The sequence below is a fragment of the Streptomyces sp. SLBN-31 genome (assembly GCF_006715395.1).
GTDB lineage: Bacteria > Actinomycetota > Actinomycetes > Streptomycetales > Streptomycetaceae > Streptomyces.
In genome coordinates this window covers 2717545-2740755 of record NZ_VFNC01000002.1, presented here as the reverse complement: position 1 = coordinate 2740755, position 23211 = coordinate 2717545, and the positions used below count along the sequence as shown (strand labels likewise).

Genomic DNA, 23211 nt, shown 5'->3' with positions numbered 1-23211 from the left:
TCCCCTACTTCACGACGGCGGCGGCGAGCTTGGACAGCGGCTCCGCGAGCGCGTTCACCGCGTCCGAGAGCTCCTTGCGCTGTGCCTCGGTCACGGTGTCGTACGAGACGAAACCGTCCGAGGTCTTGGTCGAGCGGTACTTGTCGAGCGTCGTGTCGAGCGCGGCGAACCGCTTGTCCAGCTCGGTGGTCAGCGCCTTGTCGTTCTTCTGCGCGACCGGCTTGAGCAGCTCGTACGCCTTCTGCGCGCCCTCGACGTTGGCCTTGAAGTCGCTGAGGTCGGTGTGCGAGTAGCGGTCCTCCTCGCCGGTGACCTTGCCGGTGGCGACCTCGTCCAGCAGCTCCTTGGCGCCGTTGGCCATGGAGGTCGGGGTGATCTCGGCCTTGCCGATCCGTTCCTGCCAGTCCTTCAGGTCGGTGACCAGCTGGTCGGCGAGGGCCTTCTGCTCGGCGCCGATCTTCTTGTCCTGCCACAGCGCCTTCTCCAGCGCGTGCCAGCCGGTCCACTTCTGGCCCTTCTCCAGGCCGTCGGCGCGGGTGTCGGTCTTGGGGTCGATGTCGCCGAAGGACTCGGCGATCGGCTCGGTGCGCTCCCAGCCGACGCGGGAGGGAGCGTAGGCGTTCTGGGCGGCCTTCAGGTCGCCGGCCTTGATCGCCTTGGCGAAGACCTCGACCTTGGGGATGGTCGCGTCGGCCTGCTCCTGCGCGTACTCGCGGTAGGCGGCCACGGCCTTGTCCAGCCGCGGGTCGCGCTTGGCGGCTGCGCCCGAGCCGGTGACGGTGAGCTTCTGGCGGACGCCGTGGCCCTTCATGCCGGGCCGGCAGGCGATCTCGTAGTCGCCCGCCTTCACCTCGGCGGTCAGCGTGTACTTGGTGCCCGGCCCGATGTTCTCCTTCTCCGACACGATGCGGTCGTCGGGGAAGAGGATCTCGACCTCGGTCGCCTGGGAGCCGGTGTTCTGGATGCTGAGCGTGACCTGACCGGCCGGTATCGACTTCGCGGAGGTGTCGCACTTGGAGTCGGCGGCGGTCACCTTGATCGCCCCGTCACCGTCACCCTCGCTCTTCTGCGTGCAGCCGGTGACGGCGGCCAGGGCCGCGGCCGTGGCTACGGCGGTGACGACGGAGAGTCTGGCGGCTCGCATGCAGGCTCCAAGTGCTGGCGAAAAATCGCGTGTCCGGACCCACCAGGGATGGTGAGGCTCGCCTAACTTATCTAAGCCTTGCCTGCGTGATACCCACCCATGCGGTGATTCAGCTCTCATGGACGCTGTATGAGCACGCCCCGATCACGGTGGCCAAAAGCAGCCCCCAAGAAATAGTCAAGAAACCTTCAAGGAGTCGGGTGGTTCTGAGACCAGAGCTGTGGACGGCACCCTGCGCGAGCGGTGTTTCAATTTCTGGGTGACTGACTACGACGTGCTGCGTGTCTTCTGTGCGGCCAACGGTGGCTACGGCAATGAGCTCGGGGTCGTGCGGGAGGGCTCGGTGATGGCCGACCGGGCCGAGCGACAGGCGTTCGCCGGGAAGCTGGGGTTCAGCGAGACCATCTTCGTCGACGATCCCGAGCGCGGTGTGATCGACATCTACACGCCGACCCTGCGACTGCCCTTCGCCGGTCACCCGTGTGTCGGCGTGGCCTGGCTCCTGGACGTGGAGGAGCTGGTGACGCCGGCCGGTGTGGTCGGGGCCCGCCAGGACGGGGAGTTCAGCTGGATCGAGGCACGGGCGGAGTGGGCCCCGCCGCGCACGCTGCGCCAGTACGCCACGGCCGCCGAGGTCGACGCGCTGCCCGTGCCGCCCAAGGGCGAGTGGATCTACGCCTGGGCCTGGGAGGACGAGGCTGCCGGGCGGGTGCGGGCGCGTGCCTTCCCGGGCCGGGACGACGGGATCGACGAGGACGAGGCGACCGGCGCGGCGGCGCTGCTGCTGACCGAAGGGCTCGGGCGCGCGCTCAACATCACCCAGGGCGCCGGTTCGCAGATCCTCACCGCCCCGCAGCCGTACGGATGGGTGGAGATCGGCGGGCGCGTCTTCCTGGAGCGCCAGCCGGAGCGCTGAGGGCCGCCCGGGTCAGGCGCTGAGCGGGAACTCCTCGCCCAGCGCCGCGAAGACGGCCGTGTTCAGCGCGAACGCCCGCCTGCACTCCGCCACGATCCGCTGCCGCTCCAGGTCGTCCGCCCGGACGCCGTCGAGCAGTTCCCGGTAACTCCGTTTGAAGGCTGATGGGTTGGCGATCTGCTCGAACACGTAGAAGCGGACCCCGTCACCCTTCCTCGCGAACCCCCACGTCCGCTCCGCCCGGTCCCGGATGATCTGACCGCCGGAGAGATCGCCCAGGTAACGCGTGTAGTGATGGGCCACGCATCCGGCCGGCCAGTCCGCGGCGCACTCCCGCACCCGCGCCGCGTACGCCCGCGTCGCCGGCAGCGCGAAGAGCCCCGCCCGCCACTCGGGGCCCCGCAGATGCGCCAGGTCCCGCTCCAGGGCGGGCAGGCGGAACAGCTCGGGCCGGATGAAGGGGCCGGCCACCGGATCCGCCGCCAGCCGCCCGGCCCCGGCCTCCAACGCCTCGTAGACGAACCACAGTTGCTCGGTGTAGCGCGCGTACGCCGCCACACCGAGCCGTCCGCCCAGCAGGTCACCCATGAACGGCGAGGACTCCGCCTCCGCGTGCTGCGCGTGGGAGGCGGTGCGGATGACGGTGGAGAAGGAGTCCATGCGAGGGCCCGTCAGGGCAGGGTGAGGACGTCCGCGCCCGTCTCCGTCACCACCAGCGTGTGCTCGAACTGCGCCGTGCGCTTGCGGTCCTTGGTGACGACCGTCCAGCCGTCGTCCCACATGTCGTACTCGTGCGTGCCGAGCGTCAGCATCGGCTCGATGGTGAAGGTCATCCCGGGCTGCATGACCGTCGTCGCGTGCGGGCTGTCGTAGTGCGGGACGATCAGGCCGCTGTGGAAGGACGAGTTGATGCCGTGGCCGGTGAAGTCCCGGACCACGCCGTAGCCGAAGCGCTTGGCGTACGACTCGATGACCCGGCCGATGATGTTGATCTGGCGGCCCGGCTTGACCGCCTTGATCGCGCGGTTCAGGGACTCGCGGGTGCGCTCCACGAGCAGACGGCTCTCCTCGTCGACGCCCCCGACCAGGTACGTGGCGTTGTTGTCGCCGTGCACCCCGCCGATGTACGCCGTCACGTCGAGGTTGACGATGTCGCCGTCGCGCAGCACCGTCGAGTCCGGAATGCCGTGGCAGATCACCTCGTTGACGCTGGTGCACAGGGACTTGGGGAAGCCCCGGTAGCCGAGCGTCGAGGGGTAGGCGCCGTGGTCGCACATGTACTCGTGCGCCACCTTGTCCAGTTCGTCGGTGGTCACCCCCGGCGCGATCAGCTTCGCGGCCTCCTCCATCGCCCGTGCGGCGATCCGGCCGGCGAGCCGCATCGCCTCGATCGTCTCGGGCGTCTGCACCTCCGGTCCGGTGTACGGCGCCGGCGCGGGCTTGCCGACGTACTCGGGGCGGCGGATGTTTCCGGGCACGGAACGGATGGGGGACAGCTCCCCTGGGACGAGCAGCGACTGGCCAGACATGCCAGCGAGTCTAACGAGCCGGGACGGGGGAACATGTGGGAGGCGAGAGGAGCAGGTCATGGCGTTGTTCAAGAAGCGTACGGTCGGCAAGCCGGGTGAGTGGTTCTACTGCCTGGAGCACAAGAAGGTCGAGGAGGGGCCCGAATGCCCCGCCAAGGACCGGTTCGGGCCGTACGCCTCCCGGCAGGAGGCCCAGCACGCGATGGAGACCGCCCGCGAACGCAATCTCCAGTGGGAGAACGACCCCAAGTGGCACGACGCCCCCGCCGGGAGCGCGGAGGAGGACTGATCAGGCCTGCGCCTGAGCCGGTGCGGCTGCCGTGCGGTGGTCGCGCAGCCGCACCGCGTGCTCGTTCGTACGGACGTCGTACGTCATCAGCTTCGGCAGGCACAGGGCGAGCAGGCCGACCGCGCCCGCGCACAGCAGACCGCCCGACCACACCGACGCCCGCACGCCCCACCAGGCGGCGAACCCGCCGGAGCGGACCTGGCCGACGGTCGGACCGACCGAGTACGACAGCAGCTCGATCCCGGCGAGCCGGCCGCGCAGCTCGTCCGGGATCGTCTGGTTCCACATGGCACCCCGGAAGATTCCGCTCACCATGTCGCAGCCCCCGGCCACGGTCAGGAACAGCAGAACGAGCCACACGTTGCCGACGACGCCCGCGCCCGCGATCGCCAGGCCCCACAGCGCCGCCGCCAGGACGACCATCCGGCCGTGCCGGTGCACCCGCGAGGTCCAGCCGCTCGTCAGGCTGACCAGCATGGACCCGAGGGGGACGGTGGCGTACATCAGGCCCAGCGACCAGTTCGCGTGCAGTTCGTCCGCCAGGAACGGCAGCACGGCCAGCGGCATCGCCAGGAACATCGCCGCGAGGTCCACGGCATAGGTGCCGAGGAGTTCCTTGCGGCTCCAGGCGTACCGGGCGCCCTCCGCGATCGCCCTGAGGGACGGCTTCGCGGCCTCGTGCGAAGCGGGCGAGGCGGCGATGGGCAGCATCAGGGCCACCGACACGAGGAACGTCAGCAGGTCGGCGCCGTATGCCCAGCCGAGGCCCGCGTAGGCGACCACCACGCCCGCCAGCGCCGGGCCCGCGACCCCGCCCACCGTCCAGCGCAGCGAGTTCAGCGCGGTCGCGGCCGGCATGTGGTCGTGGGCCACGATCCGGGGCCACAGGGAGTCGATCGCCGGGCGCTGGACCGAGATCAGCGCCGAGGACAGGGCGGCCACGACGTACAGCGGCCAGACGGCGGGGGACGGCAGCAGCGCGTTGAGCAGCAGCACCGCCGACAGCAGGCCCTGACCGACCTCCGTCCGGATGATCAGCTTTCGCTTGTCCAGGGCGTCGGCCAGCGCCCCGCCGTACAGCCCGAACACCAGCAGCGGCAGCAGCTCCACCGCCCCGATCGCGCCCACCGCCGCCGCGGAACCGGTCAGCTCCTTGAGCTGCACCGGCAGCGCGACGAACGTCAGGAAGCTCCCGAAATTCGAGATCAGACCCGACACCCACAGCCGCCGGAAGTCGACGGAGGCCCGCCAGGGGGCGAGGTCGGGGAGGATCGCGCGCAGGCGGGACGGGGGCTCAGGGGCGTCGTCGGTCACGTCGGCTCATGGTGGGCGCGCGGACGGCGGCGGGCAAACGGTTTTCGGCTCGGGCACCCGGGCGGCGACGGGGCAGCGCCCCCGCTCTCAGCGCTTGTTGGCCCCGGTCAGGGTTTTTTCCGCCAGCGCGGCGGCCGGTCAGGGTCCTCGCCGTCGGTGCGGCGGCTGGTCAGGGTCCTCGCCGTCGGTGCGGCGGCTGGTCAGGGCCCGCGCCTTCAGCGGCGCGGCCGGGCAGCGCCGCCGCTACCAGCGGGCCGGCGGCTCGGTCAGCGTCTCCGCCAGCCTGGACAGGCGGTCCCGGAAGCGGCGGCCGCCCCGGGGGACCGGCACCGCGTTCTCCCCGGCGGCCGCGCTGACCAGGTGCTGCACGGTGTCCAGGTCGAGCTCGGAGCCGTCCGGCACGGCCAGCGACTCGTGCGCCATCGACGTGAGGTCCCCCTCGCCGGGGCCGAGCGCCAGCACCGTCGCCCCGGCCCGCCGCGCGTCGTGCACCCGCTCCAGCAGCGGGGCGGCCGGCTCTCCCGGACACACCGCCTCCGACGACCAGGGCGACACCACCAGCAGCGTCTCGCCCCGCCGCGCCGCCGCCAACCTGCCCAGGCCGACGGCCAGATGAGCCGGATCCGAGGTGCGCGCGTCATGCCGGACGAGCGTCGGCGCCAGCTCCGGCGTCCCCGACCACGCGGCCTCGTCGACGAGATGGGCCGCCAGATGCCATGGCTCGTACGCGGGCGTGCCCACCAGCAGCAGCCCGCCCCCGTGCGACACCACCGACCCGCGCAGCGCGCCCGCGAACCGGCGGGTGGCCCCCAACCACTCGGTCCCGGCGAGCACTTCGCGCAACAAGGCGACCCGTACGGCGTCCATACGTCCGCATCCTGCCCCAACCGGTCACTCGTGACCCGCCGTTCACCGCGAATTCGCCCGCTTTGGGGACAGTGCCCGGATGACCGAAGTCTCCGTCCCGTTCCGCGCCGGCCGCGAGGGATACGCCAGTTACCGCATCCCCGCGGTGGTCGCCACCCCCACCGGCACCCTGCTCGCCTTCTGCGAGGGCCGGGTGACGTCCGCGAGCGACCACGGCCGCATCGACATCGTGCTCAAGAGCTCGGCGGACGGCGGCCGCACCTGGAGCCCGCTGCGGGTGGCCGCGGCGAACGGCACCGGCCTCGCCGGCAACCCCGCCCCGGTCGTCCTCGACACCGGCCGCGTCCTCCTCGTCCACGTCCGAGCCGCCGCCACGGCCACCGAGGAACTCATCCGGCAGGGCAGGGTGACGGACGCCGACGGCCGCCGCGTATGGGTGCAGCACAGCGACGACGACGGCGTCACCTGGTCGGAGCCGGCCGAGATCACCGCGTCCGTGAAGCGGCCGGGCTGGCGCTGGTACGCCACCACGCCCGGCCACGCCCTCCGGCTGAGCACCGGCCGCGTCGTCGTCCCCGCCAACCACAGCCTGCCGCCCACCGGCACCGACACCGGCACCGAGGCCAAGTACAACGGCGGCCACTGCCTGCTCAGCGACGACCGCGGCGAGACCTGGTCGATCGGCTACGTCGACGACAACACCGACGGCTACATCAACGTGAACGAGACCACCGCCGCCGAACTCCCCGACCTGACCGTCTACTTCAACACCCGCAACGACTCCCCGGCTCCCGGCAACCGCGCCGACGCCCGCTCCGAGGACGGCGGTGAAACCCTGCGCACGCCCTTCCGCCCGCAGGCCGGCCTGGCGGGCCCGGTGTGCGAGGGCAGCCTGCTCCAGCTCCGCGACCCGGACGTGCTGCTCTTCTCCGGCCCCGCGTACCCCGACGCACGCGCCCTGATGACCGTCCGCGCCTCCACGAACAACGGCACCACCTGGCGGCCGGTGTACACCCTGGACGGCCTGCCCGCCGCCTACTCCGACCTGGTCCGCGTCGACGACTCGACCGTCGGAATCCTCTACGAGACGGGGGACTTCGGCGCCTACGAGCGGATCGTCTTCCGGCGGCTGCCGGTGACGCGGCTCACCTGACCGGCCGGGGCGGACGGGGCGGACGTAAGGTCGGCCCATGACCTCTAGCGACAGTGCTGCACAGACCCCGGCCAAGGCCCCCGCGAAGGACCCCTGGGACCTCCCCGACGTCTCCGGGCTCGTCGTCGGCGTCCTCGGCGGGACCGGGCCGCAGGGCAAGGGCCTGGCCTACCGGCTGGCCAGGGCCGGCCAGAAGGTGATCATCGGCTCGCGGGCCGCCGAGCGGGCGCGGGCCGCCGCCGAGGAGATCGGGCACGGTGTCGAGGGCGCGGACAACGCCGAGTGCGCGCGGCGCAGCGACCTCGTGATCGTCGCCGTGCCGTGGGACGGACACGGCAAGACGCTTCAGTCCCTGCGCGAGGAACTGGCCGGCAAGCTGGTCGTCGACTGCGTGAACCCGCTCGGCTTCGACAAGAAGGGCGCCTACGCGATCAAGCCGGAGGAGGGCAGCGCCGCCGAGCAGGCCGCCACCCTGCTGCCGGACTCCCGGGTCACCGCCGCCTTCCACCACCTGTCGGCCGTTCTGCTGCAGGACCCGGAGATCGAGGAGATCGACACCGACGTGATGGTGCTGGGGGAGGAGCGGGCCGACGTGGAGGCCGTCCAGGCGCTCGCCGGCCGCATCCCGGGCATGCGCGGCATCTTCGCGGGCCGGCTGCGCAACGCCCACCAGGTGGAGTCGCTGGTGGCGAACCTGATCTCGGTGAACCGGCGCTACAAGGCGCACGCCGGGCTCCGCGTCACGGACGTATAGGCCGATGGGGGACACTGGTCGCCGTAGCAGTGTCCCCCGAAGGAGCCGACTGAAATGCCCCGCCTTGGTGTCTACGCCCTGATCGTCTTCGCGCTCGCCGTCGCCGCGGCCGTCGTCTCCTTCGCGCAGGGCAGCTGGCTGGGGATCGTGTGGGTGCTGCTGGCGGGCCTGTCCAGCAACATGTGCTTGTACTACATCAAGCGGGGCCGGGCGGCTCAGTCCCAGAAGCGGTAGAGGGCGTAGCCGTCCGAGGTGTCGTAGTCGCTGACCCCGAGGCCCCGCAGGATCGCGTCGATCACGTCGAAGAACTCCCGGTTGACCGCCGGCACCCACAGCAGCGCGAACACGAACAGCAGACCGAACGGCGCGAACGGCTCCACCTGCCGCTTGATCTTGTACGACAGCCAGGGCTCGATGACGCCGTAGCCGTCCAGGCCCGGCACCGGCAGGAAGTTCAGCAGCGCGGCCGTCACCTGGAGCAGGGCGAGGAAGGCCAGCGCGTACCGGAACTGCGTCGGCACGCCGTCCAGGGCGTGCAGCCAGAACGGTGCGGTGCACACGGCGGCGAACACGACGTTGGTCAGCGGTCCCGCGGCCGAGATCAGACTGTGCCGCCAGCGGCCCCGGATGCGCTGGCGCTCGATGAACACCGCGCCGCCGGGCAGCCCGATCCCGCCCATGATCACGAACACCACCGGCAGCACGATGCTGAGCAGGGCGTGCGTATAGGCGAGAGGATTGAGGCTCAGATAGCCCTTGGCGGCGACAGTGATATCACCGCTGTGCAGGGCGGTACGGGCATGCGCGTACTCGTGCAGGCACAGGGACACCACCCACGCGGCCGTCACGAACAGGAACACGGCCACGCCCGGCTGTTCGGCGAACCCGGACCAGGTGGCCCAGCCGGTCACCGCCATCACGGCCAGGATGCCGACGAAGACGGGACTGACCCGCCGGTCGCTGTGGCGGGTGGTCGCGGTGGTCATGGGGCTCCCTGGACTGGACGAGCACGGGGTGGGACTGCCCGACGGTACCGGGCACACCGGGAAAACGTCTCGCGGTGCGCCTTCGGTTCCGGGAAGGGTGGGGCGAGCGGGCCACCGGCCCGTGTCCGACGAGGTCCGGCGGCCGTGCCCGACGCCCCTTCGCCCCGAACCCGTGACCGCCGCCGATCCGACCGGAGACAATGGACCCCGTGCGCTATCGCATCCTCGGCACAGCTCAGGCTCTCCGCCCCGACGGCAGCCCCGTCCCGGTCGGCGGGGCGCGGCTGCGCGCCCTGCTGACGGTGCTCGCGCTGCGGCCCGGCCGCACCGTGCCGGTGCGGCTGCTCGTCGAGGAGGTGTGGGACGGCGATCCGCCCGCCGACGCGCCGGGTGCGCTGCAGGCACTGGTGGGCCGTCTGCGCCGGGCCCTCGGCGCGGACACCGTCGCCTCGGCGGAGGGCGGTTACCGTCTCACCGCCGCGCCCGACGACGTCGACCTGCACCGTTTCGAGCGGCTGACAGGTGAGGGCACGCGCGCGCTCGCCGACGGCGACCCCGCCAAGGCGGCCGTCGTCCTCGACGACGCCCTCGCCCTGTGGCACGGCCCCGCCCTCGCCGACCTGCCCGACCGCACCGCCGAGGCGGCCCGCTGGGAGGCCCGCCGCCTGGACGCCCTGCGCGCCCGCCACACCGCGGCGCTCGCCCTGGGCCACGCCGAGCAGTCGCTGCCCGAGCTGACCGGCCTGTGCGACGCGCACCCCCTCGACGAGCCTCTCCAGGCCCTGCGGCTGCGCGCGTTGCGCGACGCGGGCCGCACGGCGCAGGCGCTGGCCGCCTTCGAGGACGTACGACAACTCCTCGCGGACCGCCTGGGCGCGGACCCCGGGCCCGAACTGAGAGCCCTGCACGCCGAGTTGCTCCAGCCGGAGGAGCGGGACCGGGACGGGGGCGCGGAGGGGGCCGACCCGTGGGGGCGGCCGACTCGTTCACGCGCTCTCGGGAGCCGCAGGCCCGGGACGCCGGGCGCCGCCGCCCCGGCCGCCACGGATGCCGAGGCGCATGCCTTCACCCGTGCCGCGACGGAGGCGGAGGCGCGTGCGTTCACCCGTGCCGCCACGCAAGCCGGGGCGCAGGCCGTCCCCCCGGCCGCATCCGGAACCGGCGATCGTCACGCGGCCTTCGCCGCCCCTGCCGCATCCGGCGATCGCCCCGCGTCCTCCGCCCAGGTCGCCTCCGCCGCCGGTGAGCGGGCCGTCGGCTTCGCCGCCCCGCCCCCCGGCAACCTCCGTGCCCGTCTCACCTCCTTCGTCGGCCGGGAGGTCGACATCGAGACCATCCGGGGGGACCTGGGCTCGTCACGGCTCGTCACGCTGCTAGGCCCCGGCGGGGCCGGGAAGACGCGGCTGTCGCTGGAGGCCGCCGAGACCGTGCGGGACGTACGCGACGGCGTGTGGCTGGCCGAGCTCGCTCCGGTCGACGACCCGGAGGCCGTACCGGAAGCCGTGCTGACCGCGCTGGGGGCCCGGGAGACCGTGTTGTACGGCGCGGGGGCGGAGGCGATGCGGGCCGCCGCGAACGAGCGGCACGGCGACCCCGTGGAGCGCCTCGCCGAGCACTGCGGCCGGCGCCGCATGCTGATCGTCCTCGACAACTGCGAGCATGTCGTCGACGCCGCCGCGCGGCTCGTGGAGGAACTGCTGGAGCGCTGCCCCGGGCTGACCGTGCTGGCCACCAGCCGTGAACCCCTCGGTGTGCCGGGGGAGTTGCTGCGGCCCGTGGAGCCGCTGCCCGAACCCGTCGCGCTGCGCCTGCTCGCCGACCGGGGGGCCGCCGCGCGTCCCGGGTTCCGGGTGGCGGACGACCCCGAGGCCTGCGCCGAGATCTGCCGACGGCTCGACGGCCTGCCGCTCGCCATCGAACTCGCCGCCGCCCGGCTGCGGATGCTGACGCCACGGCAGATCGCCGACCGGCTCGACGACCGCTTCCGGCTGCTCACCTCCGGCAGCCGCACCGTCCTGCCCCGCCAGCAGACGCTGCGCGCGGTGGTCGACTGGTCCTGGGACCTGCTCGACGAGGAGGAACGGGACGTGCTGCGGCGGCTGTCCGTCTTCGCCGGCGGCTGCGACCTCGCCGCCGCCGAGGCCGTCTGCGGCCCATGGGCCCTCGACGTGCTCGGCTCCCTGGTCGACAAGTCCCTCGTGGTGGCGGCCCCTTCGGGCGAGGGCGGCATGCGCTACCGGCTGCTGGAGACCGTCGCCGAGTACGCCGGCGAGCGGCTCGACGAGGTGGGCCGGCGGCGCGAGACCGAGCGCGCGCACCTGACGTACTTCCGCGAACTCGCCCGCACCACCGACCCGTTGCTGCGCGGCCCCGGTCAGCTCGACGCCATCGCCCTGCTGGAACGCGAGTACGAGAACCTGCGCACGGCCCTGCGGCACGCCGTCAACGAACGCGACGAGCAGGAGGGTCTGTGCCTGATCCTCTCCCTCGCCTGGTACTGGCAGATGCGCGACGTGCGGATCGAGACCCGCAACTGGTGCGTCGAGGTCATGGCCCTGGGCCCCGACCCCTTCACCACCCCGGTCCGGCGCGCCGAACCGGTCTGGCAGCGCTGCACCGAGACCCCGCCGCCCTGGTCCGGCGAACTCCTCACCGAAGCCCGGCGCGGCGTCCACCTCGCCCATCTGGCCTGCATGGACACCGAGTTGGAGGCCTGGGACACCCCGGCGGCGAAGGAGAAGCTGCGCGTCATCACCGAGGTGTACCAGCCGGGCCTGCCGCAGACCTGCCGGGCACCGGGCATGCTCTGGTTCTACGCCGTGATGCTGAGCGGCAGCGTGGACATGCTGCCCGGCATCCTGGACGCCTGCGTGGAGACCTGCCGGGCCACCCCGGGCATGGAGTGGGACCTCGCGGCCACCCTGCAGATGCGGGCCAACCTCCTGGCCAACCGCAGCGACTGGGCGGGCGACGCGGCCCGCGACGCCGACGAGTCGCTGGAGATCTACCGGCGGATCGGTGACCTGTGGGGCACCGCCGAGGCGCTGTCCGCGCGCGGCGAGTCCCTGGAGCGCACCGGCGAGTACCGCCTGGCCGCCGCCGACTACGAGGCCGCGATCGAGCTCGCCCGGCGCCTCGGCGTCCGCTCCCACCGGGCCGCCCTCGGCGCCCGGCTGGGCAGCGCCCTGCTGGAGGCCGGCGACGCCGAGCGGGGCGAGCGGATCCTGCGCGAGGTGATCGCCAGCCGGGACGGCGCCGGCAACGAGGCGATGCCGGCCGCCCGGATGTTCCTCGCCGGACGCCTCGCCATGACGGGCAGGGTCGCCGAGGCGCGGGAGCAACTGCGGCTGCTGCGCGAGGAGTTCAAGGTCGCCCACTTCGTGGTCTTCGACGCCTTCATCCTCGGCTCGGAGGCCTGGGTGGAGGCGGTCGACGGCAACTACGACCTCTCCCTGGCCAAGACCCGGCAGACCTTGGAGCGGGCCGCCGACTCGCTGACCAAGGCCATCGCCCCGCACATGCACCCGCTCTACCTGGCCCTCGCCGCGATCGGCCTGGCCGAGACCGACGGCGGCCGCCGGGCCCGCGACGGCGCCCGCGTCCTCGGTGCCGCGAAGGCGTCCCTGCCGCCGCGCCACGCGGCGACGTCGCTGGAGCGCGAGGTGTACGAACGGGCCGAGCGGCACACCCGCGCCGCGCTCGGCGACGAGGCGTACGAGGCCGCACACGCCGAGGGCGGCGGCCTCTCCCTCGTGGAGGCCACCGCCCTGGTCTGAACCGTCCGGACGAACGTCAGTTCTTGGTACGGAACTTGTGGATCGCGTACGGTGCCGCGACCGCGGTGATCGCCACCGACCAGCCCAGCGTCACCCACAGGTCGTGCGCGACCGGTCCGCCGATCATCAGTCCACGCGCCGCGTCGGCGAGCGTGGACAGCGGGTTGTAGTCGGTGAAGGCCTGCAGCCAGCCCGGCATCGACTGGGTCGGCGCGAAGATCGAGGAGCCGAACTGCAGCGGGAACAGCACCAGGAAGCCCATGGCCTGCACGGACTGCGCGTTCTTCAGGACCACGCCCAGGGTGAGGAACACCCACATGATCGAGCAGGCGAACACCGCGGACAGACCGACGGCGGCGAACAGTCCGGCCCAGTGGTGGATGTCGAACCCGACGAGCAGGGCGACGATCATCAGCACGGTGGTCGCGAACAGCATCCGCACCAGTTCCACCGAGATCTTCGCGAAGAGCACCGAGCCGCGGCCGATGGGCAGGGACCGGAAGCGGTCCATGACACCGGAGTTGAAGTCCTGGCTGAAGCCGGTGCCGACGCCCTGGGACAGGGTCATGCTCATCATCGCGATCATGCCGGGGATGACGTACTGCACGTACCCGTCCTGACCGCCGCCCAGGGCCTGCCCGATGGAGCCGCCGAAGACGTACACGAACAGCAGGGTGAAGACGACGGGCATCAGCAGCGCGTCGAACATCGACTCGGGGTCCTGCTTGATCCACAGCAGGTTGCGGCGGATCAGGGCGCCGGTGTGGCGCAGGTGGCCGCGCAGCGTGATGCGGGCGTCGGCCACGGCGGCCGGAGCGGGGGCGGTGGCGGTGGCGGCGCTCATACGGCGACCTCCTCGCGGGTCTCGGCGGGCACGGTTTCCTGCGGGGCACTGGCACGGTGGCCGGTGAGGGACAGGAACACCTCGTCCAGGCTGGGCAGTTCGGTGGTGATGGAGGACAGGGTGATGCCCCGGGCGGTCACGGCCGCGACGACGGCGGTCAGCTGCTCGTCGCTGAGGATCGGCACGAGCACCGCGCCGCTCTCGGCGTCGACCGTGGTGGCGGCGAGCCCGGTGATGCCGAGCTCGTCGAGGGCGGCGGCCAGCGGGCGCAGCTGCAGCGGATCGGCGGGCCGCACCCGCAGGGCGCGCCCTCCGACCTTGGCCTTCAGTTCGTCGATGGCGCCGCCTGCGATGACCTTGCCCCGGTCGACCACGGTCAGCTCGGAGGCGAGCTGCTCGGCCTCCTCCATGTACTGGGTGGTCAGCAGGACGGTCACCCCGTCGCCGACCATGGCCTTGACCTCGTCCCACACCTCGTTGCGGGTGCGCGGGTCGAGACCGGTGGTCGGCTCGTCCAGGAACAGCACCTGGGGGCGCCCGATCATCGAGGCCGCGAGGTCGAGCCGCCGCCGCATGCCGCCGGAGTAGGTGCTAGCGGGCCGCTTGGCGGCGTCCGTCAGCGAGAACCGCTCCAGCAGCTCGTCGGCGCGGGCGCGGGCCTCCTTGCGGGGCAGGTCGAGCAGCCGCCCGATCATGTACAGGTTCTCCCAGCCCGGCAGCTTCTCGTCGACCGAGGCGTACTGCCCGGTGAGGCCGATCACCCGGCGCAGCTGCCGGGGCTGGCGCAGGACGTCGTAGCCGGCGACGGTAGCCTCGCCCGCGTCGGGGGAGAGCAGCGTGGAAAGTATCCGTACGAGGGTGGTCTTGCCGGCCCCGTTCGGCCCGAGCACACCCATCACGGTGCCCTCACGCACGTCCAGGTCGACGCCGTCCAGCGCCTTGGTCTCGCCGTAGTGCTTGACCATCCCCCGCACGGTGACGGCGTTGCCGCCGCCGCTGGAGTTCTTGTCGATTCGCGTCATGACAACGAAGGTTCCAGCCCCCACCGACAAACCACCGACAGCCCACCGACAGGGACCGACAGACCACCGACAGCGGCAAATCCAGCGCGTCCGGCGTTTGAGGACGAGGCCCGAAGGGCCGAAGGGGGGTCTGGGGGCGCAGCCCCCAGGGACGCGCACCCCCACAAAGCAGCCACAAAGCAGCAGCCCGCCGACGGGGGAAGATCGGCGGGCTGCTTTGGTGCCACAGTGGCTCTAGTGGACGCTGTGCTCCTCCAGCGGGAAGCCCCCGCCGACCACGTCCTGCGCGAACTCCTTCACCGCGTCGCCCATGACCTCACGCAGGTTCGCGTACTTCTTGACGAACTTCGGCACCCGGCCCGAGGTCAGGCCCAGCATGTCCGTCCACACCAGCACCTGCGCGTCCGTCTCCGGACCCGCGCCGATGCCGACGGTCGGGATGTGCAGCACGCGCGTGACCTCGGCCGCCAGCTCCGCCGGTACCAGCTCCAGCACCACGGCGAAGGCGCCGGCGTCCTGTACGGCCTTGGCGTCCCGCAGCAGCTGCTGGGCCGCCTCCTCGCCGCGCCCCTGGACGCGGTAGCCCATCGCGTTCACCGACTGCGGGGTCAGTCCGATGTGGGCCATCACCGGGATGCCGGACTTCACCAGCAGGCGGATCTGCTCGTGCGAGCGCTCGCCGCCCTCCAGCTTCACGGCGCCCACCCCGGCGTCCTTCACCAGCCGGGTCGCCGAGCGCAGCGCCTGCACCGGGCCCTCCTGGTAGGAGCCGAAGGGCAGGTCGCCCACGATCAGGGCGCGCCGGGTGCCGCGCACCACGGCGGCCGACAGCATGGTCATCTCGTCCATGGTGACGGGCACGGTCGTCTCGTACCCGAGGTGACAGTTGCCCGCCGAGTCGCCGACGAGGAGCACCGGGATGCCGGCCTCGTCGAAGACGGACGCGGTCATCGCGTCGTACGCGGTGAGCATGGGCCACTTCTCGCCCCGCTCCTTGGCGAGGGCGATGTCGCGGACCGTGATGCGGCGGGTGCCCTTCCCCCCGTACAGCGCCTTGCTGCCGTCGGAGGGGGTGTGCTGCGCAGTCTGGGCAGCCGAAAGCTGCGTCATGGCAACGGCTCCTTCGTCATCTCGAGGCGCCCTGACGGCGTCCCCGGATCACCCCCATGGTGGCACCTCGTGCCGGGCCCGGCCAAGAGGACCTGCGTCACGTGACAAAGATGGGTAAGGGCTGGGTAAAAACATTTTCGATACGGCACCGTCTCGTATCGGAATTGCTTACGGTAGGGACATGACCACTCCTGCCGTCCCAGCTCCTCGCATACCCGAAGCGGTGCACCGGCGCCGCTGGGCGATCCTCGGCGTGCTGATGCTGAGCCTGCTGATCGTCGTTCTGGACAACTCCATCCTGAACGTCGCCATCAAGACCATCTCCACTCCGGCCCCCACCGGCCTCGGCGCCACGCAGAGCGAGCTGGAGTGGGCGATCAACGCCTACACCCTCGTCTTCGCCGGCCTGCTGTTCACCGCGGGGCTCATCGGCGACCGGGTCGGCCGCAAGAAGGTGCTGCTCGGCGGGCTCGTCGTGTTCGGTATCGGCTCCGCCCTGGCCGCCGAGTCCGGCTCACCCGGGCAGCTCATCGCCTACCGCGCGCTGATGGCGCTGGGTGCCGCGTTCGTCATGCCGGCCACCCTCGCCGTCCTGATGAACGTCTTCGAGCGCGAGGAGCAGCCCAAGGCCATCGGCATCTGGGCCGGCGGTGTCGGCCTCGCCATCGCCATCGGCCCGATCACCGGCGGCGTGCTCCTGGACCACTTCTGGTGGGGCTCGGTCTTCCTGATCAACGTGCCGATCGTGCTCCTCGCCCTCGCGCTGATGGTCTGGCTGGTCCCCGACTCCCGCGACCCGAGGCCCGGCCGCGTCGACCCGGTCGGCGTGGTGCTGTCCGTCGTCGGCCTCGTCCTGCTCGTCTACGGCATCATCAAGGGCGGCGAGCTCGCCGACTTCACCGACCCGCAGGTGCTGGCCACCATCGGCGCCGGTGTCCTGGTCCTCGCCGCGTTCGTGGTGTTCGAAAAGCGCAGCGACCACCCGTCCCTGGACGTGTCCTACTTCAAGAACAAGGTGTTCTCGGCCGCCATGGCCGCCATCGCGCTGGTCTTCTTCGCGCTGATGGGCGTGACCTTCTTCTCGGTCTTCTACACCCAGAGCGTGCGCGGGTACTCGCCGCTGCAGTCCGGTCTGCTGATGCTGCCGCTGGCCGCCGCGCAGATGATCTTCGCGCCGCGGGCCCGGCTCGTCGTCGACCGGTTCGGCCACAAGGCCACGACCGGGGGCGGCCTGGTGCTGCTCGCGGGCATGCTGGCCGCGTTCGCCGGGTTCGAGGCGGACACCCCGATCTGGGTCCTGGAGGTCGTGTTCTTCCTCATGGGCACCGGCATGGCGCACGTCATGACGCCGACGTCCGTCGTCATCATGCAGGCCCTGCCGCGCGAGAAGGCCGGCTCCGCGTCCGCGCTGAGCAACACCTTCCGCCAGGTCGGCGGCGCCCTCGGCATCGCCGTCCTCGGCTCGGTGCTGTCGACGGCGTACCGCAACGGCATCGAGGGCAAGCTCTCCCTCCTGCCGGCCGGCCTCAGGGACGCGGCCGGCGAGTCCATCGAGGCCACGCTCGGCGTCGCCGCCAAGCTCGGCCCGCGCGGCAAGGGTCTCGTCGGCCCGGCCAACGACGCCTTCCTGCACGCCATGCACATCACCGCCCTGTGCGGCACGGTCGTCGCCCTGCTCGGCGCGGTGGTGGTCTTCCTGTTCCTGCCCGGCAAGCCGCCGGCCCGCCAGGAGGGCGAAGAGGAGCAGCAGTTGGTGTCGGCGGCGGAATAACACCTTCCGCGACACCGGGTGGCAGCGGGGAGAATCGCTCCAGTACGAGGAAGGGACGCAGAAGTGAGCCTTGCCGACAGCCCAGCCGCTTCCGGGGCACCCGCACGGGGGCGCCCCCGCAGCGAGGCGGTCGAACGCGCCGTCATAGAGGGCGTGCTCAAGCTCCTGGAGGACGGCGTGCCGCTCGCCGACCTCTCCATCGAGCGCATCGCCCGCACGGCCGGCGTCGGCAAGGCCACCATCTACCGCCGCTGGAGCGGCAAGGAGGAACTCTTCGTCGACGTCGTACGCGCCGCCGAGCCGCCGGACCCCGAACTGCCCGGCACCTCCATGCGCGACGACCTGGTGGCCCTGCTGGAGCCGCTGCGTCAGCGCGGTGTCATGACCCGCAGCTCGGCGCTGCTGCACAACGTGTTCGCCCAGATGAAGAGCAGCCCCAAGGTCTGGGCCGCCTACCACGCCTCCGTCGTCGCGCCGCGGCGCCGGATGCAGATCGAGATCCTGCGCCGCGGACAGCAGAGCGGCGAACTCCGCGAGGACGTCGACATCGACCTGCTGCACGACCTGTTCGTCGCCCCGATGCTGGTGCGCACCGTCATGCGCCCGCAGGCCGCGACGGAGCCCGACCTCTCCGAGGGCCTGTCGGAGCAGATCGTGGACACGCTCCTAGAAGGACTACGGCCCGTCAGTTCGCCGTCCGCGTAACCCGAATGTGCGCGTTGTGTCACAGAGCGCGCTTTCCGCCCGTGCACACGGAACCCGTGACGTCGGCCCCTTCGTCCCACTGCCCGTACGGCCGCCGCACGGCGGCAGGATCGACGCCGATCATCCCCTAGGGTCTTAGTAGGGCGTGTGTCGAAAGTCCCGCCTGCCCCGCGGTGTCTGGCACGCACGCTCGCGGCGTTGCCGAAACGCCCGAACAGCTCCGCTGTCAGGGCGCTCCGGCGCCTTGCGATCGCACGCGCCAGACACCGCGGGGGCCGCCCTTCGGGCGGACGACGGCACTTTCGACACACGCCCTCAGGGGCCTCCCCCTCCTCGGGGGACGAACGGTGTGCACGGCAGGCAGTGAGGCGACGCGGTATGGCGCAGCAGGCATACATGACGGAGACGGACAACGGCGGCTCGGGGCCCGAGCGTCGGGGAGCCCGGTTCCGGCGCCTGATGAACCGTCTGATCTCCGGCTGGCGCGGTGACCCGAGAATCTGGCGCCGGGGCATCGTCCTCGCGGCCCTCGCGGTGGTCCTGGCCCTGGTCATGCTGCTGCACGCGCGGGTCCCCAACACCATCGGCAACCTGGGCAGTCTCACCGAGACCTTCCTGCCCTGGCTGGGCCTGCTGGTCCCGGTCCTGTTCCTGCTCGCCGTGGTGCGCAGGTCGGCCACGGCCCTGATCGCGCTGATCCTTCCGGTCGCCGTGTGGCTGAACCTCTTCGGCGGCCTGCTCACCGACAAGACCGGCAGCGGCGGCGACCTCACCGTGGCCACGCACAACGTCAACGCCGACAACCCCGACCCGGCGGGCACCGCCCGTGACGTGGCCGCCTCCGGCGCGGACGTGCTGGCTTTGGAGGAGCTGAAGGCCTCGGTCGTCCCGGTCTACGAGAAGGCGCTGGCGCCGACCTACAAGTACCACTCCGTGCAGGGCACCGTCGGCCTGTGGAGCAAGTACCCGATGAGCGGTGTCAGGGCCGTCGACATCAAGCTGGGCTGGACGCGCGCGATGCGGGCCTCGGTCACCACCCCGCAGGGCCCGGTCGCCTTCTACGTCGCCCACATGCCGTCGGTCCGCGTGAAGCTGAAGGCAGGGTTCACCGCCCGCCAGCGGGACACCAGTGCCGACGCGCTGGGCGAGGCCATCGCCGACGAGAAGCTGCCGCGCAAGGTGCTGCTCGGCGACCTCAACGGCACCATGAACGACCGTTCCCTCAACGGCGTCACCTCCCAGATGCGCTCCACGCAGGGCGCGGCGGGCAACGGGTTCGGGTTCAGCTGGCCGGCCTCGTTCCCGATGGCGCGCATCGACCAGATCATGGTCAAGGGCGTCGAACCGGTGAGCTCGTGGACGCTGCCGGCGACGGGGAGCGACCACCTGCCGGTGGCGGCCCGTGTGAACCTGGACACCAGCTCGTAACCCTGCGGAATAGTGGGCCTGAGAGGCTTTGTTCCGCCAGTGAACATACACTGGCGGAACACACGTCCCTCTGACTTCCGATCTCGGAAAGGAACAGGCCCCTTCATGCCCCTGGCCCTGCTCGCTCTGGCCGTCGGCGCTTTCGGTATAGGCACCACAGAGTTCGTGATGATGGGCCTGCTGCCCGACGTCGCGACCGACCTGCACATCTCCATCCCCACCGCCGGTCACCTGGTCTCGGCGTACGCGCTGGGCGTGGTGATCGGCGCCCCGCTGCTCGCCGCGCTGACCGCGCGGATGTCCCGGCGCACGGTCCTGATCGGCCTGATGGCGCTGTTCGTGGCGGGCAACGCGCTCTCGGCGTTCGCCCCGGGCTACGACTCCCTGCTCGCGGCCCGCTTCCTCAGCGGCCTGCCGCACGGCGCCTTCTTCGGTGTGGGCGCGGTCGTCGCCACGAACATGGTCGCGCCCGAGCGCAAGGCCCGCTCCGTCTCGCTGATGTTCCTCGGCCTGACGGTCGCCAACATCGCGGGCGTGCCGGTCGCCACGCTCATGGGCCAGCACCTGGGATGGCGGGCCACCTTCCTCGGAGTCAGCACGATCGGCCTCGCGGCGATCGTCGCGCTGGCCCTGCTCATCCCGCACGATCACACGCAGGCACCGGCCGCCGGGCTGCGCCGCGAGCTGACCGCCCTCAGGTCCCTGCCGGTGTGGCTGGCCCTGGGCACCACGGTCGCCGGATTCGGCGCGCTGTTCTCCGCGTACAGCTACATCACCCCGATGCTCACGGATGCCGCCGGATACGCCGAGACCAGCGTCACCCTGCTCCTCGCCCTCTTCGGCGTCGGCGCGACCATCGGCAACCTGCTCGGCGGACGCCTGGCGGACCACGCCCTGCGCGGCACCCTCTTCGGCGGCCTGCTCGCCCTGGCGGCCGTCCTGGCCCTGTTCCCCCTGCTGATGTCCGCCCAGTGGAGCGCGGCCCTCGCGGTGACCCTGCTCGGAGCGGCCGCCTTCATCACCGGCTCCCCGCTCCAGCTGATGGTCATGGAGAAGGCGTCGGCGGCCCCGTCGCTCGCGTCCTCGGCCAACCAGGCCGCCTTCAACCTGGCGAACGCGGGCGGAGCCTGGATCGGCGGCGCCGCCCTGGCCGCGGGCTTCGGAGTCACGTCCCCGGCCCCGGCGGGCGCGATGCTGGCGGTGCTGGGGCTGGGGGTCGCGGGGGTGGCGTACGCGGTGGACCGCCGCGCGGTGCCGCAGCGTGACAGGGAGCGTCTCGTCGCCGTACATCTGCCGGAGGCGTCGGAGGTCCTGCACCGCTAGACGCCGTCGGGCATTCTCAGCCCGGCCGGCGTTCGAGGACGAGGCCCGAAGGGCCGACGGGGGGTCTGGGGGCGCAGCCCCCAGGGCCGAGCACCCCCACCGACCCGCACCGCACCGCCTACTCGGCCAACTCCTCGAACCGCTCCAGATCCCGCAGCCACGCCCGCGCCGAACTGTCGCTCGGCGCCCGCCAGTCACCCCGCGGCGACAGCGAACCGCCCGCCGACACCTTCGGACCGTTGGGCATCGCCGACCGCTTGAACTGCGCGAACCCGAAGAACCGCCGGCAGAACACCTCGAGCCACCGCCGGATCTCCGGCAGGTCGTAGGCGACCCGCTTGGCGTCGGGGAAGTTCGGCGGCCAGTCGCCGGCCTCCGGGTCGTGCCAGGCGTGCCAGGCCAGGAACGCGATCTTCGAGGGCCGGAAGCCGTAGCGCAGCACATGGAAGAGCGTGAAGTCGTGCAGCGCGTACGGCCCGATCTTCGACTCCGTCGACTGCATCTCCTCGCCCGGCACCAGCTCCGGGCTGATCTCGGTGTCGAGGATCGCGGCGAGCGTCTTGCCGGTCTCCTCGTCGAACTGGCCGCTGCTGATGACCCACCGGATCAGATGCTGGATCAGCGTCTTCGGCACACCGCCGTTGACGTTGTAGTGGCTCATCTGGTCGCCGACGCCGTACGTCGACCAGCCGAGGGCCAGCTCGGAGAGGTCACCGGTGCCGAGCACGATGCCGCCGCGCTGGTTGGCCAGCCGGAACAGGTAGTCGGTGCGCAGACCGGCCTGCACGTTCTCGAAGGTGACGTCGTACACCGGCTCGCCGGCGGCGAACGGGTGGTCCATCTCCCGCAGCATCAGCCGCGCGGTCGGCGTGATGTCGAGCTCGGCCGAGGTGACGCCGAGCGAGTTCATCAGCTTGTGGGCGTTGTCCTTGGTGTGGTCGCTGGTGGCGAACCCGGGCAGGGTCCAGGCCAGGATGTCGCTGCGCGGCCGGCCCGCGCGGTCCATCGCCCGGGCGGCGACGATCAGCGCGTGCGTGGAGTCCAGACCGCCGGACACCCCGATGACGACCTTCGGGCCGCCGATCGACACCAGGCGCTGCTGGAGGCCCGCGACCTGGATGTTGTACGCCTCGTAGCAGTCCAGGGCGAGCCGCTCGGCGTCGGCCGGCACGAACGGGAAGCGTTCGAGACGGCGCCTGAGGCCCAGGTCGCCCATGGGCGGCTCGAGTGCGAACGTCACCGTCCGAAAGTCGCCGGTGCGGCTCTGGTGGGTGCGCCGGTTCTCGTCGAACGTGCCCATCCGCAGCCGCTCCTGCCGCAGCAGGTCGAGGTCCACGTCGGCCACCGCGTACTCGTCGCCCAGCGGGAAGCGCTCGGTCTCGGCCAGCAGCACGCCGTTCTCGTAGACCATGGCCTGTCCGTCCCAGGACAGGTCGGTGGTCGACTCGCCGAGACCTGCCGCCGCGTAGACGTACGCGGCCAGACAGCGGGAGGACGCCGAGCGGCACAGCAGCTTGCGGTCCTCGGCGCGGCCCACCGTGATCGGGCTGCCCGAGAGGTTCAGCAGGACCGTCGCACCGGCCAGGGCCGCCTCCGCGCTGGGCGGCACCGGCACCCACATGTCCTCGCAGATCTCCGCGTGCAGCACCAGACCGGGCACGTCCTCGGCGGCGAACAGCAGGTCCACGCCGAACGGCACCGTCTCACCGCCGACCCGGATCGACCCGCCCCGCTCGTCGGCGCCGTCGCCGATCTGGCGGCGTTCGTAGAACTCGCGGTAGTTCGGCGGGTACGACTTGGGCACCACGCCCAGGACCCGGCCGCGGTGCACGATCACCGCGCAGTTGTAGACCCGGTTGCGGTGCCGCAGCGGGGCGCCGACGACCAGGACCGGCAGCAGCTCGGCCGAGCCGGCCACCACTTCCCGCAGCGCGCCCTCGACCTCGTCGAGCAGCGCGTCCTGCAGCAGCAGGTCCTCGATCGAGTAGCCGCACAGCACCATCTCCGGGAAGACGGCGACCGCGACACTCTCCTCGGCGCACCTGCGCGCATGGCGCAGGACCGCCTCGGCGTTGGCGGGCGGGTCGGTGATGACGGTGTGGCCCGTGCACGCGGCGACGCGTGCGAAGCCGTGCTGATAGATCGACCAGAAGTTCAACGGTGCTTCCTCGGGTGAAGGCGGAGTCGAGGCGGGCGCCCAGTGTAATCGTCAAAGCGACGCGATGGGGGGTGCGGGGGTGGCTCGCACCACTCCCCGCGCCCCCCGGGCGCCCCGCGTCC

General features: G+C 71.8%; 20 protein-coding genes. 10 read left to right on the top strand and 10 right to left on the bottom strand.

Annotation, left to right across the window (positions count from 1 at the left end; all coding sequences use genetic code 11):
- Nucleotides 1–4: 4 nt before the first annotated feature.
- Nucleotides 5–1144 (bottom strand): iron uptake system protein EfeO, encoded by a 1140-nt coding sequence (gene efeO / locus FBY22_RS32580; protein WP_142151565.1) that lies wholly within the window; start codon nucleotides 1142–1144, stop codon nucleotides 5–7.
- A 259-nt stretch (nucleotides 1145–1403) separates the two neighbouring features.
- Here efeO and FBY22_RS32575 point away from each other — a divergent pair, with 259 nt between their 5' ends.
- On the top strand, nucleotides 1404–2060 hold the full coding sequence (locus FBY22_RS32575; protein WP_142151564.1) for a PhzF family phenazine biosynthesis protein: 657 nt from the start codon (nucleotides 1404–1406) through the stop codon (nucleotides 2058–2060).
- Nucleotides 2061–2072: 12 nt separating this feature from the next.
- Here FBY22_RS32575 and FBY22_RS32570 read toward each other — a convergent pair whose 3' ends face one another.
- Both FBY22_RS32570 and map read right to left on the bottom strand, forming a co-directional pair.
- Complete coding sequence (locus FBY22_RS32570) at nucleotides 2073–2720, bottom strand: heme oxygenase (biliverdin-producing) (RefSeq protein ID WP_142151563.1); 648 nt, start codon at nucleotides 2718–2720, stop codon at nucleotides 2073–2075.
- Nucleotides 2721–2731: 11 nt separating this feature from the next.
- Nucleotides 2732–3589 carry a type I methionyl aminopeptidase gene (gene map / locus FBY22_RS32565; protein WP_142151562.1) on the bottom strand — a complete coding sequence of 286 codons (858 nt, stop codon included), beginning with the start codon at nucleotides 3587–3589 and terminating at the stop codon, nucleotides 2732–2734.
- A 58-nt stretch (nucleotides 3590–3647) separates the two neighbouring features.
- Here map and FBY22_RS32560 point away from each other — a divergent pair, with 58 nt between their 5' ends.
- On the top strand, nucleotides 3648–3878 hold the full coding sequence (locus FBY22_RS32560; RefSeq protein ID WP_142151561.1) for a hypothetical protein: 231 nt from the start codon (nucleotides 3648–3650) through the stop codon (nucleotides 3876–3878).
- Here the strand turns inward: FBY22_RS32560 and FBY22_RS32555 are convergent, their stop codons facing one another.
- Together FBY22_RS32555 and FBY22_RS32550 are read right to left on the bottom strand one after the other, a co-directional pair.
- Nucleotides 3879–5192 (bottom strand): MFS transporter, encoded by a 1314-nt coding sequence (locus FBY22_RS32555; protein WP_142151560.1) that lies wholly within the window; start codon nucleotides 5190–5192, stop codon nucleotides 3879–3881.
- A gap of 243 nt (nucleotides 5193–5435) precedes the next feature.
- Nucleotides 5436–6059 carry a hypothetical protein gene (locus tag FBY22_RS32550; RefSeq protein WP_142151559.1) on the bottom strand — a complete coding sequence of 208 codons (624 nt, stop codon included), beginning with the start codon at nucleotides 6057–6059 and terminating at the stop codon, nucleotides 5436–5438.
- 79 nt (nucleotides 6060–6138) lie between these two features.
- On the opposite strand from FBY22_RS32550, the gene FBY22_RS32545 reads away from it, so the two are divergent.
- Genes FBY22_RS32545 through FBY22_RS32535 form a run of 3 tightly spaced genes read left to right on the top strand, consistent with a single transcriptional unit; the run spans nucleotide 6139 to nucleotide 8200 of the window.
- The gene (locus FBY22_RS32545) at nucleotides 6139–7212 is read left to right on the top strand and encodes an exo-alpha-sialidase (protein ID WP_142151558.1); all 1074 of its coding nucleotides are present in this window, start codon (nucleotides 6139–6141) and stop codon (nucleotides 7210–7212) included.
- 37 nt (nucleotides 7213–7249) lie between these two features.
- A complete protein-coding gene (npdG, locus tag FBY22_RS32540; protein ID WP_142151557.1) occupies nucleotides 7250–7966 on the top strand; it encodes an NADPH-dependent F420 reductase in 717 nt (238 codons plus the stop codon).
- Nucleotides 7967–8020: 54 nt separating this feature from the next.
- Complete coding sequence (locus FBY22_RS32535) at nucleotides 8021–8200, top strand: hypothetical protein (RefSeq protein WP_142151556.1); 180 nt, start codon at nucleotides 8021–8023, stop codon at nucleotides 8198–8200.
- Here the strand turns inward: FBY22_RS32535 and FBY22_RS32530 are convergent.
- Nucleotides 8182–8952, bottom strand: a complete 771-nt coding sequence (locus tag FBY22_RS32530) for a site-2 protease family protein (RefSeq protein WP_142151555.1) — start codon at nucleotides 8950–8952, stop codon at nucleotides 8182–8184. The genes FBY22_RS32535 and FBY22_RS32530 overlap by 19 nt on opposite strands.
- 200 nt (nucleotides 8953–9152) lie before the next feature.
- Here FBY22_RS32530 and FBY22_RS32525 point away from each other — a divergent pair, with 200 nt between their 5' ends.
- A complete protein-coding gene (locus FBY22_RS32525) occupies nucleotides 9153–12728 on the top strand; it encodes a BTAD domain-containing putative transcriptional regulator (RefSeq protein WP_142151554.1) in 3576 nt (1191 codons plus the stop codon).
- 16 nt (nucleotides 12729–12744) lie between these two features.
- Here the strand turns inward: FBY22_RS32525 and FBY22_RS32520 are convergent, their stop codons facing one another.
- The 3 genes from FBY22_RS32520 to panB form a co-directional block, all read right to left on the bottom strand.
- Nucleotides 12745–13572, bottom strand: a complete 828-nt coding sequence (locus FBY22_RS32520; protein WP_142151553.1) for an ABC transporter permease — start codon at nucleotides 13570–13572, stop codon at nucleotides 12745–12747.
- The gene (locus tag FBY22_RS32515) at nucleotides 13569–14594 is read right to left on the bottom strand and encodes an ATP-binding cassette domain-containing protein (protein WP_142151552.1); all 1026 of its coding nucleotides are present in this window, start codon (nucleotides 14592–14594) and stop codon (nucleotides 13569–13571) included. Before FBY22_RS32515 ends, FBY22_RS32520 begins: the two co-directional genes overlap by 4 nt.
- Before the next feature lie 234 nt (nucleotides 14595–14828).
- Nucleotides 14829–15704, bottom strand: a complete 876-nt coding sequence (panB, locus tag FBY22_RS32510) for a 3-methyl-2-oxobutanoate hydroxymethyltransferase (RefSeq protein ID WP_142151551.1) — start codon at nucleotides 15702–15704, stop codon at nucleotides 14829–14831.
- Nucleotides 15705–15885: 181 nt separating this feature from the next.
- Here panB and FBY22_RS32505 point away from each other — a divergent pair, with 181 nt between their 5' ends.
- The 4 genes from FBY22_RS32505 (at nucleotide 15886) to FBY22_RS32490 (ending at nucleotide 20931) form a co-directional block, all read left to right on the top strand.
- Nucleotides 15886–17475, top strand: coding sequence for an MFS transporter (locus tag FBY22_RS32505; RefSeq protein ID WP_142151550.1), 1590 nt, complete (start codon nucleotides 15886–15888; stop codon nucleotides 17473–17475).
- A 63-nt stretch (nucleotides 17476–17538) separates the two neighbouring features.
- Entirely contained in the window at nucleotides 17539–18180 is a 642-nt protein-coding gene (locus FBY22_RS32500) for a TetR/AcrR family transcriptional regulator (protein WP_142151549.1), read from the top strand.
- Between the two features lie 459 nt (nucleotides 18181–18639).
- The gene (locus tag FBY22_RS32495; RefSeq protein ID WP_399212573.1) at nucleotides 18640–19608 is read left to right on the top strand and encodes an endonuclease/exonuclease/phosphatase family protein; all 969 of its coding nucleotides are present in this window, start codon (nucleotides 18640–18642) and stop codon (nucleotides 19606–19608) included.
- Between the two features lie 105 nt (nucleotides 19609–19713).
- A complete protein-coding gene (locus FBY22_RS32490; protein ID WP_142151547.1) occupies nucleotides 19714–20931 on the top strand; it encodes an MFS transporter in 1218 nt (405 codons plus the stop codon).
- Between the two features lie 118 nt (nucleotides 20932–21049).
- Here the strand turns inward: FBY22_RS32490 and FBY22_RS32485 are convergent, their stop codons facing one another.
- Nucleotides 21050–23089 (bottom strand): NAD(+) synthase, encoded by a 2040-nt coding sequence (locus tag FBY22_RS32485; protein WP_142151546.1) that lies wholly within the window; start codon nucleotides 23087–23089, stop codon nucleotides 21050–21052.
- Between the last annotated feature and the right edge of the window lie 122 nt (nucleotides 23090–23211).

Coding starts and splice junctions, on each gene's coding strand:
- FBY22_RS32515 (WP_142151552.1), bottom strand. CDS start 14,594: ATGACGCGAATCGACAAGAACTCCAGCGGCGGCGGCAACGCCGTCACC.
- FBY22_RS32570 (WP_142151563.1), bottom strand. CDS start 2,720: ATGGACTCCTTCTCCACCGTCATCCGCACCGCCTCCCACGCGCAGCAC.
- efeO (WP_142151565.1), bottom strand. CDS start 1,144: ATGCGAGCCGCCAGACTCTCCGTCGTCACCGCCGTAGCCACGGCCGCG.
- map (WP_142151562.1), bottom strand. CDS start 3,589: ATGTCTGGCCAGTCGCTGCTCGTCCCAGGGGAGCTGTCCCCCATCCGT.
- FBY22_RS32560 (WP_142151561.1), top strand. CDS start 3,648: ATGGCGTTGTTCAAGAAGCGTACGGTCGGCAAGCCGGGTGAGTGGTTC.
- FBY22_RS32525 (WP_142151554.1), top strand. CDS start 9,153: ATGGACCCCGTGCGCTATCGCATCCTCGGCACAGCTCAGGCTCTCCGC.
- FBY22_RS32545 (WP_142151558.1), top strand. CDS start 6,139: ATGACCGAAGTCTCCGTCCCGTTCCGCGCCGGCCGCGAGGGATACGCC.
- FBY22_RS32505 (WP_142151550.1), top strand. CDS start 15,886: ATGACCACTCCTGCCGTCCCAGCTCCTCGCATACCCGAAGCGGTGCAC.
- FBY22_RS32530 (WP_142151555.1), bottom strand. CDS start 8,952: ATGACCACCGCGACCACCCGCCACAGCGACCGGCGGGTCAGTCCCGTC.
- FBY22_RS32550 (WP_142151559.1), bottom strand. CDS start 6,059: ATGGACGCCGTACGGGTCGCCTTGTTGCGCGAAGTGCTCGCCGGGACC.
- FBY22_RS32495 (WP_399212573.1), top strand. CDS start 18,640: ATGAACCGTCTGATCTCCGGCTGGCGCGGTGACCCGAGAATCTGGCGC.
- npdG (WP_142151557.1), top strand. CDS start 7,250: ATGACCTCTAGCGACAGTGCTGCACAGACCCCGGCCAAGGCCCCCGCG.
- FBY22_RS32535 (WP_142151556.1), top strand. CDS start 8,021: ATGCCCCGCCTTGGTGTCTACGCCCTGATCGTCTTCGCGCTCGCCGTC.
- FBY22_RS32490 (WP_142151547.1), top strand. CDS start 19,714: ATGCCCCTGGCCCTGCTCGCTCTGGCCGTCGGCGCTTTCGGTATAGGC.
- panB (WP_142151551.1), bottom strand. CDS start 15,704: ATGACGCAGCTTTCGGCTGCCCAGACTGCGCAGCACACCCCCTCCGAC.
- FBY22_RS32520 (WP_142151553.1), bottom strand. CDS start 13,572: ATGAGCGCCGCCACCGCCACCGCCCCCGCTCCGGCCGCCGTGGCCGAC.